At 56.1% G+C, this 13,604-nt stretch carries 15 protein-coding genes and 1 pseudogene; all 16 read right to left on the bottom strand.

Annotation, left to right across the window (positions count from 1 at the left end; translation table 11 throughout):
* Positions 1-19: 19 nt before the first annotated feature.
* Positions 20-1,096, bottom strand: a complete 1,077-nt coding sequence (flhB, locus tag IPM58_01560; GenBank protein MBK9305791.1) for a flagellar biosynthesis protein FlhB — start codon at positions 1,094-1,096, stop codon at positions 20-22.
* Positions 1,089-1,877: a flagellar biosynthetic protein FliR gene (gene fliR / locus IPM58_01555; GenBank protein MBK9305790.1), complete on the bottom strand. Its 789-nt coding sequence runs from the start codon at positions 1,875-1,877 to the stop codon at positions 1,089-1,091. The genes flhB and fliR overlap by 8 nt, the downstream gene beginning before the upstream one ends.
* A 9-nt stretch (positions 1,878-1,886) precedes the next feature.
* Positions 1,887-2,156, bottom strand: coding sequence for a flagellar biosynthesis protein FliQ (fliQ, locus tag IPM58_01550; protein MBK9305789.1), 270 nt, complete (start codon positions 2,154-2,156; stop codon positions 1,887-1,889).
* A 73-nt stretch (positions 2,157-2,229) separates the two neighbouring features.
* The gene (gene fliP / locus IPM58_01545; protein MBK9305788.1) at positions 2,230-2,997 is read right to left on the bottom strand and encodes a flagellar type III secretion system pore protein FliP; all 768 of its coding nucleotides are present in this window, start codon (positions 2,995-2,997) and stop codon (positions 2,230-2,232) included.
* On the bottom strand, positions 2,987-3,394 hold the full coding sequence (locus IPM58_01540; GenBank protein ID MBK9305787.1) for a flagellar biosynthetic protein FliO: 408 nt from the start codon (positions 3,392-3,394) through the stop codon (positions 2,987-2,989). Before IPM58_01540 ends, fliP begins: the two co-directional genes overlap by 11 nt.
* 18 nt (positions 3,395-3,412) lie before the next feature.
* A complete protein-coding gene (gene fliN, locus IPM58_01535) occupies positions 3,413-3,781 on the bottom strand; it encodes a flagellar motor switch protein FliN (GenBank protein ID MBK9305786.1) in 369 nt (122 codons plus the stop codon).
* Between the two features lie 24 nt (positions 3,782-3,805).
* Complete coding sequence (fliM, locus tag IPM58_01530; protein MBK9305785.1) at positions 3,806-4,780, bottom strand: flagellar motor switch protein FliM; 975 nt, start codon at positions 4,778-4,780, stop codon at positions 3,806-3,808.
* An 11-nt stretch (positions 4,781-4,791) separates the two neighbouring features.
* Positions 4,792-5,337: a flagellar basal body-associated FliL family protein gene (locus IPM58_01525; GenBank protein MBK9305784.1), complete on the bottom strand. Its 546-nt coding sequence runs from the start codon at positions 5,335-5,337 to the stop codon at positions 4,792-4,794.
* 288 nt (positions 5,338-5,625) lie between these two features.
* Entirely contained in the window at positions 5,626-6,984 is a 1,359-nt protein-coding gene (locus IPM58_01520) for a flagellar hook protein FlgE (GenBank protein ID MBK9305783.1), read from the bottom strand.
* A 21-nt stretch (positions 6,985-7,005) separates the two neighbouring features.
* Positions 7,006-7,659 (bottom strand): flagellar hook assembly protein FlgD, encoded by a 654-nt coding sequence (locus IPM58_01515; GenBank protein MBK9305782.1) that lies wholly within the window; start codon positions 7,657-7,659, stop codon positions 7,006-7,008.
* Between the two features lie 21 nt (positions 7,660-7,680).
* On the bottom strand, positions 7,681-9,315 hold the full coding sequence (locus IPM58_01510) for a flagellar hook-length control protein FliK (protein ID MBK9305781.1): 1,635 nt from the start codon (positions 9,313-9,315) through the stop codon (positions 7,681-7,683).
* Between the two features lie 190 nt (positions 9,316-9,505).
* Positions 9,506-9,898 carry a hypothetical protein gene (locus IPM58_01505; protein ID MBK9305780.1) on the bottom strand — a complete coding sequence of 131 codons (393 nt, stop codon included), beginning with the start codon at positions 9,896-9,898 and terminating at the stop codon, positions 9,506-9,508.
* A 53-nt stretch (positions 9,899-9,951) separates the two neighbouring features.
* Complete coding sequence (locus IPM58_01500) at positions 9,952-10,560, bottom strand: hypothetical protein (protein MBK9305779.1); 609 nt, start codon at positions 10,558-10,560, stop codon at positions 9,952-9,954.
* Between the two features lie 375 nt (positions 10,561-10,935).
* Positions 10,936-12,102: pseudogene (locus IPM58_01495) on the bottom strand (IS3 family transposase).
* 249 nt (positions 12,103-12,351) lie between these two features.
* Complete coding sequence (locus IPM58_01490) at positions 12,352-12,594, bottom strand: helix-turn-helix domain-containing protein (protein MBK9305778.1); 243 nt, start codon at positions 12,592-12,594, stop codon at positions 12,352-12,354.
* 247 nt (positions 12,595-12,841) lie between these two features.
* Positions 12,842-13,603, bottom strand: coding sequence for a hypothetical protein (locus IPM58_01485; GenBank protein ID MBK9305777.1), 762 nt, complete (start codon positions 13,601-13,603; stop codon positions 12,842-12,844).
* Between the last annotated feature and the right edge of the window lies 1 nt (position 13,604).

Raw genomic sequence — 13,604 nt, 5'->3', positions numbered from 1 at the left:
GTCTAGGTCTTTCCAGCACTCATGGTGCCACGCCTCTGGCGCGATACACGAACGCCAGAATTTCAGCCACGGCACGGTAGAGATCATTCGGAATTGCATTCCCGATCTCGACGAGTTTAAAGATGGTTCTCGCCACGAACTTGTTTTCCACGACCGGGACTCCATGGTGCCGTGCCAATTCACGAATCTTTTCGGCGATCAAGCCTGCTCCTTTCGCCACAACAACCGGCGCCGCCATCTTGGCTGTGTCATATTTCAGGGCCACCGCCAAATGAGTTGGGTTGGTAATCACCACATCCGCCGTCTTGACCGCAGCCATCATGCGCTTCTTCGTCAACTCTCGCTGAACGGTCCGGACTCGGCTCTTAATCAAGGGATCGCCTTCTGTGGACTTGTGCTCTTCCTTGATTTCTTCCTTCGACATACGAAGGTCCCGTTCCCACTCATAACGCTGATAAAAATAATCGAGCACGGCCAGCCCGGCGATCGCCCCGGCAACGGCTAATCCGACCTTCAGCGACAACCAACCGGTCATCTGCAACACCGAACCCATATCAAATTCGATCAATTCGGGTACTCGTAAGATGTCGTACCGGACGACCCAGATCCCAACCCCCGTGACGATCGCAATCTTGAACAGCCCCTTAATCAATTCCATCACGGACCGGAACGAGGCCAGCTTGGAGAGCCCTTTCATCGGATTGATCCGGGAGAATTCCGGCTGCAGCCCGTTGGATTTCCATAACAGGCCAGTCTGCAAGAGGGAGGCGGCGCTGCCGACCACAAACACACCGACGACGATCGGAAGACTCAACGCAAAGACCGTGAGCCCGGCTTGAGTGACAACCGTGTAGACTTGCTCGATGGACATTCCTTCATAGAACTCGTCAGGGAACGAGAGCGTGAGGCCTTGCCTCGTCATCTCCGTCATTCGTTGGAGGCCGACCGGCAACATCACCGCCAACAATCCAATCCCCCCTAAGAGAATGGCCGCCGTCGACACGTCGCGACTCATCGCGACCTGCCCTTTTCGACGCGCCTCTTCCTTTCGTTTCGGAGTCGCGGGCTCTGTCTTATTGGACTTGTCCTCAGCCATGTCCCAATGCTTTCAGCAGCCCCTGGATGGTGAATTGCAGTTGCTCCAGCTCATGTGCCAAGAGCCTAATCGTAAACGGCATGGAGAGCGCCAAGACGGCCAATCCCCCGGCAATCGTCACGGGAAAACTCAAGACGAACACGTTGATTTGACTGACCGCTCGTCCCAGCATCGCTAACAGAATATTGATCACAAAAATTATCACGAGCACAGGTGCGGCTAATTTCAACCCGAGCAGAAACATATTCTGAGACAACCGTAGGACATCATCCGCCACGCTGCCCGGAAGGGATGCCCCGAACGCGGGAATAGCCTCATAACTTGAAAGAATGGTCGCCACGAGAAACATATGGCCGTTCATCGAGAGAAACACGAGCGATGCCAACAAGGTAAAGAATCGTGCGATGATAGGCGTTTGGGTCGCCGTGGCCGGATCAAACAGCTGCACGACACCGAACCCCATTTGAATACCGATCAGTTCGCCCGCAACCTCAAGTGCGCTAAAAAAGAGCCGAACCGCCAACCCGATCGCCAGACCGATCGTCATTTCGCTCACCAGCCCAGCCGCGAGAGCCAGTGGGTCATACGGCATCTTCGGGAGATGGAGCATCGGAGCGAGCAATAGTCCCAAACTAAGAATCAGCGCGACTTTGACCTTCAGTGGAACCGCGCGTCCGCTCAAGACGGGGACTGCCGCCAGCAGTCCTCCGATGCGGGAAATGAGAACCAGGAAGACCTGGAATTCCGGAAGCAGTATGTGAATCGGCTGAGCGAAAGCCATCGTGTGTCACTAATGCACGTAGTTCGGAATATTCATAAGCAGGTTCGACATATAGGTCGTCATCACGCTCAGCATCCAGGGTAGAAAGACGAGCAATGCCCCAAAGAGCGCTAAGATCTTCGGCACAAAGGTCAGTGTGGCTTCGTTCAACTGCGTCATGGCCTGCAAGGCACTGATGGCCAGCCCGATCAGGAGACTCAGCCCAAGGATCGGGGACGACACCAACAGCGTGGTTTCAAGTGCCTGCCTCCCTAATTCCGTCACCAGTTCTGGTGTCATATGTTCGCTCCTCGTCGTTCGTGAAGCGTATTTCGTGTCGGACTCAGACGCTCCACATGTCACGATTCACGCTTCACTGAAAACTTCGCACCATCGACCCCACAACCAGATACCACCCATCGGCCAAGACAAAAAGAATCAACTTGAACGGAAGTGAGATCACCACTGGTGGCAGGAGCATCATTCCCATCGACATGAGAATGCTCGCGACAACCATATCGACGATCAAAAACGGGATGTAGATCAAAAACCCAATTTGGAACGCGATCCTCAGCTCGCTGAGCATGAACGCAGGGATGATCGCGTGAGTCGGGACATCTTCCACTCGTTCCGGCTTGGGAATGTGACTCAACGTGATGAACAGTTCTAAATCCTTCTCCCTGACCTGACGCAACATGAACCCACGAATCGGCTCACTCCCTTTCTTCCAGGCCTCCTCATACGAGATTTGCTCGGCCATGAGCGGTTGCAAGGCACTGTTGAACACCGCCTGACCAACCGGCGCCATGATGAACATCGTTAAGAATAGGGCCAATGACAACAAGACCTGATTGGGAGGAACTGCCTGAGTGCCAAGCGCCTGACGGAGAAACGACAGCACAATGACGATCCGCGTGAACGAGGTCACCATGATGAACAGAGCCGGTGCCAGGGACAACACCGTGAGGAGAATCAAGATCTGGATGACGACGGCAGTTTGTTTGGGGCCGTCCGGTCCGAAATCGAGACTAAGAGACGGCCCACTCGCCATCACATCCGATCCCGATATTAAGACGAGCGCCATCGCACAGAGGCCACTCACCCAGATGATCATGTGTCCCCTTTTCAGACTATGGTCCATGACCGTCCTTCTCGCTAGAGGCAACGACGAGATCTCGACGCCGAAGCCATGACGAAAAGATCGAATCCCGAATACCCAAGGTGGGCGTGGACGACGTGTCCGCCGTCTGTGCGAGCAATTCCGTCACGCGACTGGAATCGTTGATCCGTCCTAGCGGGACAAGCTCAGTTGCTGTCGCCCCAACGATCAGATACTCGCCGGCGACTGACACCAGCGAAATGGTCTTACGTGGAGCCACATGTCCCGTGGCCAACACTTGAACGAGTTGACGCCCTCCGACCGCTCCCCATCGAGTCCCCATGACACGTCGGAAGACAACCGTCACCACTCCGATCAAGACCAACACAATCGCCAAAGCGGTGGCGGTACGGAACAGGCTTTCCCACAGATCGATCACCACCTCTCCTCCGGCCGCTCAGCGAAGCTGTTGCACGCGCTCCGCTGCACTGACCACATCCGTCAGTCGAATGCCGAATTTTTCATTCACAACGACGACCTCACCCCGAGCCACCAGCTTATTGTTGACCATTACCTCCATCGGTTCTCCGGCCAGTTTATCCAGCTCGATGACCGAGCCTTGTGCCAGTTGCAACAAATCGCGAATCGCCATCTTGGCAGATCCCACGTACACCGCCACACTCATGGGGATATCGAGAAGAAAATCCATGTTCTTCTGCCCCCCTCCGGTCTCTCCACCCTGCACGGCCGGAAAGGAGGCGGGTTGAGGAGAGGCTTTCCCTTCTGCTTGTAGATCGGTACGCATGACGGGCTCTGAGTCAGCCATAATGTTCTCGTTGTTCCGTAAAGACTAATTCATGACTTTGGTCACACGACAGGCATGATTGCCCTTATAAATTCCAGGACTGCCATGAAATTTCAGGTAGCCTTCGATATAGCAGTGGAGAGGATCACCGGGACGCTGATCGAGGAGAATCACGTCACCCTTGGAGAAGTTCATGACATCCTTCACGGTGACCGTAGCCGTGCCGAGCCGTACCGCGATCGGCACAGGACATTCGTGCAGTCGCTCTCGGAACCGATGACTCCAGTCTCCGTTCTGATCGACCTGATCAGACACCAACCCGGAATACAACTTTTCTTTGATCGGCTCGAGCATGGCGTAGGGATACACGACGTAGAGCTCTCGTGCGGTGTCGCCCAACACGACTTGCAAGGTCACCACCACGACAATCTCCGAGGAGGTGACCACCATCGCGAACTGAGGATTGCTCTCAGAGCGCAAATACTCCACTTTGACCGGCACAATCGCGTGCCACGCCTTCTCCAGGTCGATCAGGGCCTGCAACAGCAGCTTCTTGATGATTCTCAATTGGACAGGCGTAAAGTCTCGCCCTTCTGGCTTCACGTGCGTCTGCCCTTTCCCACCAAAAAAATAATCAACGATCAAGTACACCAAAAAAGCATCCATCACGAAGAGCGCACTGCCTCGTAACGGCGGCATATGAAACACGTTCATAGACGAAGGCATCGGCACCTTCTTGAGAAATTCCCCGAACTTGATGACCTGCGTCCCGACGACCACAAAATCAACTGCTTCGCGCAGCATATTGGTCCACACGACGGACTGCCGGCGAATAAAGCGATCGTTGATCATTTCCATCCCAGGCATGCGACCACGAATGATCCGCTCCTGATTGAAAAGATCGTATTGCATCACTCCTTTCGGCTCGGCTTCATGCTCCTTAGGAGCCGTATCGACTTCTCCGGAGACGACCCCTTTCAAGAGCGCATCGATCTCTTCTTGTGAAAGAATTTTTTCCATAATGTCGACGGTTACTGAACAACGAAGTCGGTAAAATATGCGGAGCGGATACCGGGTTTCGACAGGAGGCCGTTGATGCGCTGCGTAATTTCGTCACGCAGTTGGAATTTGCCTTGTGTCGTCCGAACGGCATTCACATCCTTACTACTCAGCAGAACCAGCACGGCATCACGGACTTGAGGGACTCGAGCAGACAGGTCCGTGGACACGGCCTCATTCTCCACTTCAAGCTTAATCGTAATCTTCAAGTAACGAACGTCCGGTGTATCTGCGAGGTTCACAATAAAGGGATCTAAGTCGAACATGGCGCCTGGTGCGGCCGCGTGGCCTTGCTTGCCTCCGCCGTGAGACTCGGACTTCGCCGCCGTCTCGCTTTTATGCTCCTCCGAACTTTCCGAAGCTTTCTCTGATCCGCCTAATAACTTGACCGCGACCACAGCCCCACCAACACCGAACAGAAGTGCGACCACCGATACGATTATGAGCAATTTGATCGGAAACGCAGGAGCGGGGGCCGCTACTGAAGATTTTGCGTCTGCTGCGGCTTCATCTGCCATAACTCCTCCTCACATGACTCATTGGCCAGCTGAGGGAGATTGCAATGCATATGCCATTATGTGGAGCGCGACCATCACCGTGATGATCAACAATTCGCACAACCTATGCGCAGTTACAGAGGAATCGTCAAACACGCACGATAATTCCTTCACTTCTCGTCAAGGAATCCGTTGACGGCGTCAATAAACTGACGGCGTGGGGTGGGTGCGACGGTCGGAAGGGGAACCACGGAAACGGGGCGGGCTTGGCCTAGGTCACATGTTCACCTCAGGCCAAGCCCCTAGCGCTTATCGTTTCAGATTGACCAATTCCTGAAGCACTTCATCAGAGGTCGTGATCACTCGTGAGTTGGCCTGGAAGCCTCGTTGCGCCGCGATCATGTCGATAAAACTTTCTCCAAGATCCACGTTGGAGAGCTCAAGCGTATTGGCAAGAACCCGTCCGAGGCCGGCAGACGTCGCCGCCCCAACCAACGGTTGTCCGGACGTCCCGGATTCAGCGAACGTGTTTTTACCGGTCCGCACGAGGCCCAACGGGTCCGGGAATCGAGCCAGCGCCAATTGTGCCAATGGACGAACCTGCCCATTAGAAAATCTTCCGTTGATCATGCCGTTCGTCTCAACGGTGAAGGTCTGAAGCGCGCCCGCGCCAAACCCATCTTGAGCTTGCTGCACCAGCCCTGACGCTGCACCAAATTGCGTCGAGAGGTCTGCGCCGTTTCCACCTTCGGTCGTCACACTCGTGCCGAAGTTGAAAATGATGTTCTGATCCGCAGTGGCACCGAGAAAATCAATTCGCGCTTGCCCCACGGTCCCTCCGGCGGAACCGCCGGCAGTACCGTCATCATAGCTCGTCACGACACTCTCAGTATCAAGCGCACCAGATGTATTAAACGTTAACGTACCTGATCCCAACCGCACGAGCCCCAATGAGGCATTGATGTTCGCCGCGTTATAATTGGCGGTGGTAATCTCAGCCGTACTCCCCACAATATTATAGGTCCAGGTGTTCGCTGCCGTTTTCGTAAAGTAGCTGGTGAGAAGATGACTGTTGCCCACGGAGTCATACACGGTCAATGAGGTTGAAAAGTTCGCGCTGCCGGCTGGATCCAGGAGCGAGAAGGTACCGGTCGTCGATTGTGAATTAAGATTGGCACCGATATCCACAGTGGTGGTGGGATTAGGCGGAGCCGTGGTCGTCGGAAGAGTGACACCGCTGATACTGGCGGTGATCAACCCGCTGGTGTTGACTTGATAGCCCTGGAGTAAAAACCCACTGGGATCGACGATCTGGTTCTGTGCATTCAGATGGAACTGCCCGGCCCGGGAGTAGAAGGTCCCACCGGCCGTATCGCGCATAATGAAAAATCCGTTCCCATCGATCGCCAAGTCCAGCGCGTTGCTCGTCGTACTGAGCGATCCCTGGCTGAAGTTTCCTTGTACACCGTTGAGCGCAACACCCAGCCCCGTCTGAATCGCCCCTCCTGCTCCGCCGAGTGACGAACTGATCAGGTCGGCGAATACCGAACGGCTGGATTTGAACCCGACCGTGCTCAGGTTCGCGATGTTGTTCCCTACCACAGATAACGCGTTCCCGTTCGCGTTGAGCCCACTGACGCCCGTAAAAAGCGACGACAGAATTCCCATCGGTGCAAATCCTCCTCTTGTTTACCGCAACTCAACGATCGCTGATGGGTCGATGGCCAAATCACCCACAAGCAGCTTGGCTTGTCCCTCCTCCATACGCACTCCGGTCACAGTGAGCGCGGCACGCCCCTCCACGGGAACCGCTTTCCCTTCAGCATCCAGTGCTGAAATGATGTACCGGTAGAGCCCTTTCTGCATCGCGATGCCGTCTTGATCCTTTCCATCCCATTCAGCTGCATGGACTCCCGCTTGTTGATCGTGGTATTCCAGGCTCCGTACGACTTGCCCCTGATGGTCCTGAATACTCACAAGAACTTTCTGCGCTTGCTTGTCGAGTGTATAGCCAAAGGCCGCTGGTCCGTCTCCAAGTTGGACTACCGGCTGCCCGATGGTGACCGTCCGACCGATCATGGGCAGCAACGTGAACTGCAGCGACGCCGTTTGGGCATCCAGACTTTGCTGGAGCAACTGCGCCTGCTTGGCGCTCTGCTCGAGCTGGCTGAACTGTGCGAGTTGCGACACGAATTCGGTATTGTCCGTCGGATTCAAAGGGTCCTGGTTTTTGAGCTGTGTGATGAGGAGTTTCAGAAAGTCATCTTGTCCTAATGGGCGTGGCCCTGTTCGTTCAGGAGCGGGTGTCGCGCCTGCAGAGGTCAGTTCGGATACATCAAGCATGTCGACAATCTCCCTTCCTGCTTAGGCGACCACATTCAACAAACCGGGCAGTGTGCCACGCATAGGGTTCTGCTGATCTGGACGGGACTCCTGTCCCATCCCATCTGACCCCTGACTCCAAGACTGACCATGATCCTGAGACGCGCTCTGTTGAAACGACCGCCCTCCGCTCTGGCGATCAATGTCGACCCGAAACTGTCCCATATCCATTCCGCTCGATTGCAATGCTGCCTGAAGGCGATCCTGACCATTCACGATGAACTGCCCGACTTCAAGCCGGTCGGATGAGAAATGGGTATGGACCACATCATTGGTCATTGCGACGCGGATATTCACGTGCCCCAAGTCGGGCTGAGTGACGTTGACGACGACTGATCGCATCGTCGGCAGACCGGTTGATTGAGCGGTATCCTCCACCTTTGAACCAGGCGGAACTTGACTGACAAACGACGTCGGTGCCGGAGTTCCAGGAAGAGAGATGGCTTGGCGTGACGATCCGGGTACAGTCGAGTCCGCTACTGATCCAGTGACGATCGTAGGATCAACGACAAACGGCTGGGAGAGCTTCGGTTCACCTGTGTCCATCTGCCTCCCATTAGGACCAGGCCAGAGTTCAGCAAACTGCGCAGATCCTTCGCGGCCGAATTGTCGCCCCTCTGTAAACGACTGCTCCATGCCTGTACCGATGGAATGATGATCTCCGATGGCCGGTACCTGCCGAGCGGCCAGACTGGAAACCGAATGATCGGCGAGCTCCGGACCATGTGGTGCTGTCTCGATCTTCGCTGCTAAGACACTTCCCTCCAACGAGGGACTCTGGACATAGGCTTCTGGAACCTGTGGAATACCTGAATCGTGAAATCGAGGTGGTTCAGTAGGAATGGCATTTTCCTGAACAGGTGTAGCCTCACTCAGATCGACCGCAATCCTTCCACTGTCTTCGATCACTTCCGTTACCTCTGCTCCGACACCCGGTACATTTCCTTCACCGTCATTCATGGAAGAGTCGGCCCGGTGTGAGAGTTGTGTTGAGGAAGGATCAAACATCCCCCCCATACGATTCGGAGAGAAGTGGTTCCCATTCGTCTCCGGAGTGGTGGTAACGGTATCGCTCGATTCGTCGGAGATCAACGGGTGCGCTGTGCTCGTGTCCACACTCGTTTCGTCGCCAAGTATGTGAGGATCGGTCTCTGTCTGAACGTGTGCCTCATCCGCCACCGGAGGCTGGTTCGAAACAAACATCAGACCCGATAACGGGAGCGTTCCCTGATCTTGGAGACCAGACCCACTATCAGTCTGACGGGCTGAGGATTCAGAGCCTGTTTTGGTCTCATCAGTAAGCTTCTCGTCCCTCTTAGTTGTCTCGACCTTCTCCGTTGTCTGAGAGGAGGCATCAGCTTTATCGAAGCGAGGAGAATTCTTAGGCTCGTTCGTTCCTTTCGCCGCAGAGCCACTATCGGTGTTGTTCACTGGTCGCGGATCTTCCGCTTGGCGAACAGTGTCTCCCCTCGCCTCACCACGAACCGAACGAAGCACCGACGAAAACTTCTTGCGGCTCCCGGCAGAGTTGAGTGACGTGTCCCGAACATGTCGTATACCACCATCTCCTGGAGGACCGGAGAAGACGGACAGGATGTCTGCTGCAAAGGTTGCCACGTGCGTCACCCCTCGTGATGATCCGGCATGGAACAATACAATCCCTATGCCACTGAGGTTGATCGCAAAGTCTTTGATATATTGGTTGTTACACTGACGAGGCCAACGACGTTTTCAGGAAAAAGGAAAACTTGATTGGGTGGTGGGCAAAAGTTTCCTGTGACCGAATGAGGACTTGCCTTGTCCTGAACTACAGCGGTGCTTCCAACTGGGGAGGAGATTTCTGTGGACGATCCTCCGGCCGTTTGAACTTGAAATGCCAATCGTGCTGGCCGGATTCGGGAGATGACTGGAACCAACCTTCGGCCGCGAAATGCTGCTCGGACTTTGACTTGCCTTCTGGATAGAACTTGAAACGTAGATGCTTCCCCTGATCACCATTCGTTTCATCCAGGTTGAGATTGCCGGAAATTTCAACATGCTCATCCAGACGATCCAGTGCCTGGTTCAACAAGGAACGAAGAATCCCGGTGCCTAACACCTGTTCGAACGGTTGGTCCGGATCGAACGTATCCGCTTGGGTTGCCTGAACCGGAGCAACCCCATACACAAGCCAGAACCCAATGATCACAATCGGTATCATAGGAAGACTCTACCGACCAGCTAGTCCTTAGTCAATGCTCTGAAACTCGGCCTTTACGGCATCCACCGGCCACTCAGACTCAAAAGACTGGCTGCAATGCTGACGATATGTCCTCGCTCATCCAAGATCGGAATCAGCCACCCATTGACCGTGCCCTGACCTTTCGCCCCACTGAGGAAATTCATCCGCCCGTTCAGTAGAAGCCCCGGAACGAAATTTCCAGCTCCCGTCGCAATGCACGTCGCACCATCCGGAGTCTCACACTCGACCGGAGTCGGTCCTGCGTTGGAGGCCATCGTCATATTTGCTTCATAGACGCCCGCAATCAACCGAGCATGAATGCGCCCCGACTGAGTGGCAAGCGGCACGTTAGAATCATAGGTGATGACGAACGGGACACCAGCCGTTCCTCCAATCGATCCTGTGAGGGTCCCGGTAATCTGTCGATCCCTCACGATGAATCGTCCGCTCTGCCCGGCCGAGCGAACATCCCCCGCATCAATCGTCAAAATGGTACCACTCGCGCTAAAGGGGACAGGTGGTCCTGCTAGTGCAGGGCGAGAAATGGCTCCTATCCCAACAATCAAGGCGAAGACGTGACAGGCTGCCACACCCAGCACAAGTTGCGGAGAGCGGACGGGCAACACTCGACCCTTATGCATGAGACACCCCTTTCCAGAGCCAGGAACTTGCTACAGCGACTGAAAGACCTACGTAGTATAATTTAACTCTCGCAGAAGATACAAGACAGTGCGACGACGGTGTCAACCCAATTTAGAAATGTCCTCTTCCCCCCAGAGTAGAAATGTCCGGTTTATGGGATGGGCCCCGCCGCCAGCAGTTCTCGTGGAGGCAGCGCCCGTTTGCGCCATGGATGAGTCGGCCCCTGTGTGACCGGCCGGTGCCGGCGGGACTCCGTCTGCGGTACTGCCGGGCGTCCCGGACGGGCGGCGATGCGGGCATAGGCGAGCCCGTGCCCCTGATGCGTGATGTGTGACCTCCTCGGTTGTCAATAGTGGACGCCATGAATGACAGCCTCACACCGCCGGTTGTTGACGGGCCCACTGCTGGGCAAACGCCACTGGCGAGCGATTCCCGAGGCGTGAGTGCCGCCGCTGTCGGTTATAGAAGATCTCGATGTACTCCGCGATCTCGCGCCGTGCTTGCTCACGGGTCTCGTAGCGCCGGTGATGCACCAGTTCGTTCTTCAGCGTGCCCCAAAAACTTTCCATCGGAGCATTATCGTAGCAGTTGCCTCGCCGACTCATGGACGCGGTCATCCCACATTGGCGGACCTGATCTTGATAGGCCTGGGCACAATACGGTGAGCCACGATCGGAGTGGTGGATCAGTCCCGGGTGTGGGCGCTTTGCCCATACCGCCGCGCCCAGCGCCTGGCTCACCAACTCCGTCGTCATCCGGCCCCATCGCATGTCCGACGACCTCGCAGGTGAACAAATCCTTGATGCCCGCGAGATACAGCCAGCCTTCCGCGGTCGGCACGTACGTGATGTCGGTCACCCAGGTCTCGTTCGGTCGTGTGGCGGCAACGGTCTGCGCCAATACGTTGTCCGCGACCGGCAGCGCATGCGTCGAATCCGTGGTCGTCGTGAACCGGCGGACCTGGGTACAGCGCAGGCCCAGTTTCTTCCGCAGTCGCTTGATGCGGCCGATCCCAGCGGGGAACCCGTCGGCATGCAATTCGGCGAAGCCGTTCCGGGCCGTACGTCTGACGGGTGCGCACATGGGCGGCGGATCGCCACTTCCAGCCGCGCAATCACCTGATCGCGTTTGGACGGCCGCCGATACTGCCAGGCATAGTAGCCGCTTCGAGACACCTCCAGCACCCGGCACAACAGACGCAGCGGAGAGTGGGCACGCAGCGGCCTCATCAGCGCGTAGCGGGCAGCTGCGCGGTTCGCAAAGTACGCGGTGGCTTTTTAAATGTCGCGCTCCATCCGTGCTTCCGCAAGATCACGTTTGAGCCGGGACGGCTCTGCTTCTAAGCTCCGTCACGGGCCGTCGGCTCGCGCCCACTGTCGCAAGCTGGCCGTGCCGAGCTCGCCCGACCAGTTCTTGAGCGTTTTGCCCGACATGCTCAGGCGCCTGGCGGCCTCCGGAATCGTCACCTGCTGTTCCAGGACTAGCCGCACGGCCTGCTCTCGGAACTCCTTCGTATACTGCTGCCGCGGTATCTGTTCCATCTCACACCTCCAGACCTCTGATTGTAGGTTGAAGGCGTCCACTTTTTCGAGCCTAGCTCAGTTCCCCCACAGGTGCTCTTCGCTCCCGCCAGGCCCGATGTGGGCGCTTCCGTCGTCGAAAATGATCGACCCCGTTCTCCAGCAACCAGCCCCGCAGCGTCTCGTCGCTGATTGTAATCCCGTGGCGCTCGGCCAGCTTCTCCGCCGCCAACGTCGGCCCAAAATCGCCATACCGTGTCTCGTACAGCTTCAGCCCCTTGGCTGTGACCTTCGCCGGGATCCGCCGGTTCGACGGCTTCCCCCGTCCCCGATGCGCCCCCCCCGCTCTCCCTCGTGCCGAACCCGTTGGATGAGGCGCCGCACCTGCCGCACGGTCAGCCCCAGGAGCTCCCCCGCCTGCTTCTGGGTCAGCTTCTTTTCCAGCGCCTGTTGAATCACAGGCAGCCGTCGCAATTCCTTCACGCTCATGATGACCCGGTCCTCTCCGACCATCCAGCCCTCCTGGTGAGAGCCGACAGTCTACCAAGCAAGAGGACATTTCTATCTTGGTCAAAGCGGACATTATCATTTTGGGATTACAGACAGTGCGACGACGGGAGTCCTCCGCCCTATCCGCCCCTGGCCAGAAGCGACCACAGGCTGAATGCCCCTCTGATGTCCGCATTCAGGAGGATGCCATCGCCTTGTCGTAAGACAAGCCGAGGGATAGGGAGCCGTAGGAAGGTGTGAAGAGACTGCGCTATGGCACTTGTGCCAACAACTGTTCGGTAAGCTTCGCGGCTCGATCTGCTTTGACTTGGGAAAGTATCAACCCTGCGGTTTTCGATTTGACGAGTCGAAGGATTTCGACCGCCTTCCGATCCGGCATATGCTCCAGCCGAGCCGCCGCATCTTCCGACGGCATGGACTCGTACATTTTCGCCAGCCTGGTCCGTTCCTCCTGTACCTGACGTTCTTTCTCACCCTGGGCCTTAACCTGCTTAACCGAGGCCTGTTCTTCTTTTTTCTCTTGTGCACTTTGAATCTTCTTTTCCAACGCTTCGTTCTGCTCCAACAGCTCCTCGATCTGGGTACGAACGATCATGAGCCGTTCCTCATGTTCACGAATCGTCGCTTCTCGTCGATCCAGATCACGTTTGCGCTGTTCCAGCATCTCCAGCACCTCGCGCGGAACCTCAACGGCAGGCCCCTGACTCGTAGGAGGCGCTAAGAGCGTGGCATCGTTCTGGTCAGCTATTTCTTTCTGCTCTCCATGTCGAGCAGGCTCTCCCATATCCAGGGACGACGACGGTGATGCGGTCGGGGATGTCTTGGAAGGTTTTTGTTCAGAAGAGGCTTGTCCCAATTGCACCATGACCCAGAGAAGGATGGTCGACACAAGAAGTCCAGCAGCCAACCTCAACAGGAGGGCGCGCCGATTGGGTCGTACGGTTGAGCCATCATGTCCCATACGAGTACGCCAAACCCGTTCTGCCTTGAGCACGGTAGAAGATGAGTTCATG

Source organism: Nitrospira sp. (assembly GCA_016715825.1).
In the GTDB taxonomy this organism is placed as follows: Bacteria; Nitrospirota; Nitrospiria; order Nitrospirales; family Nitrospiraceae; genus Nitrospira_D.
This window is presented reverse-complemented; position numbering and strand designations above follow the sequence as displayed.

Bases quoted from the DNA above. Each gene is read 5' to 3' on its own strand.
- IPM58_01520 (MBK9305783.1), bottom strand. From the start codon at position 6,984: ATGGGAATTCTGTCGTCGCTTTTTACGGGCGTCAGTGGGCTCAACGCG.
- IPM58_01515 (MBK9305782.1), bottom strand. From the start codon at position 7,659: ATGCTTGATGTATCCGAACTGACCTCTGCAGGCGCGACACCCGCTCCT.
- IPM58_01485 (MBK9305777.1), bottom strand. From the start codon at position 13,603: ATGAACTCATCTTCTACCGTGCTCAAGGCAGAACGGGTTTGGCGTACT.
- flhB (MBK9305791.1), bottom strand. From the start codon at position 1,096: ATGGCTGAGGACAAGTCCAATAAGACAGAGCCCGCGACTCCGAAACGA.
- fliN (MBK9305786.1), bottom strand. From the start codon at position 3,781: ATGGCTGACTCAGAGCCCGTCATGCGTACCGATCTACAAGCAGAAGGG.
- IPM58_01500 (MBK9305779.1), bottom strand. From the start codon at position 10,560: ATGCATAAGGGTCGAGTGTTGCCCGTCCGCTCTCCGCAACTTGTGCTG.
- fliR (MBK9305790.1), bottom strand. From the start codon at position 1,877: ATGGCTTTCGCTCAGCCGATTCACATACTGCTTCCGGAATTCCAGGTC.
- fliP (MBK9305788.1), bottom strand. From the start codon at position 2,997: ATGGACCATAGTCTGAAAAGGGGACACATGATCATCTGGGTGAGTGGC.
- fliM (MBK9305785.1), bottom strand. From the start codon at position 4,780: ATGGAAAAAATTCTTTCACAAGAAGAGATCGATGCGCTCTTGAAAGGG.
- IPM58_01505 (MBK9305780.1), bottom strand. From the start codon at position 9,898: ATGATACCGATTGTGATCATTGGGTTCTGGCTTGTGTATGGGGTTGCT.
- IPM58_01525 (MBK9305784.1), bottom strand. From the start codon at position 5,337: ATGGCAGATGAAGCCGCAGCAGACGCAAAATCTTCAGTAGCGGCCCCC.
- fliQ (MBK9305789.1), bottom strand. From the start codon at position 2,156: ATGACACCAGAACTGGTGACGGAATTAGGGAGGCAGGCACTTGAAACC.
- IPM58_01490 (MBK9305778.1), bottom strand. From the start codon at position 12,594: ATGGTCGGAGAGGACCGGGTCATCATGAGCGTGAAGGAATTGCGACGG.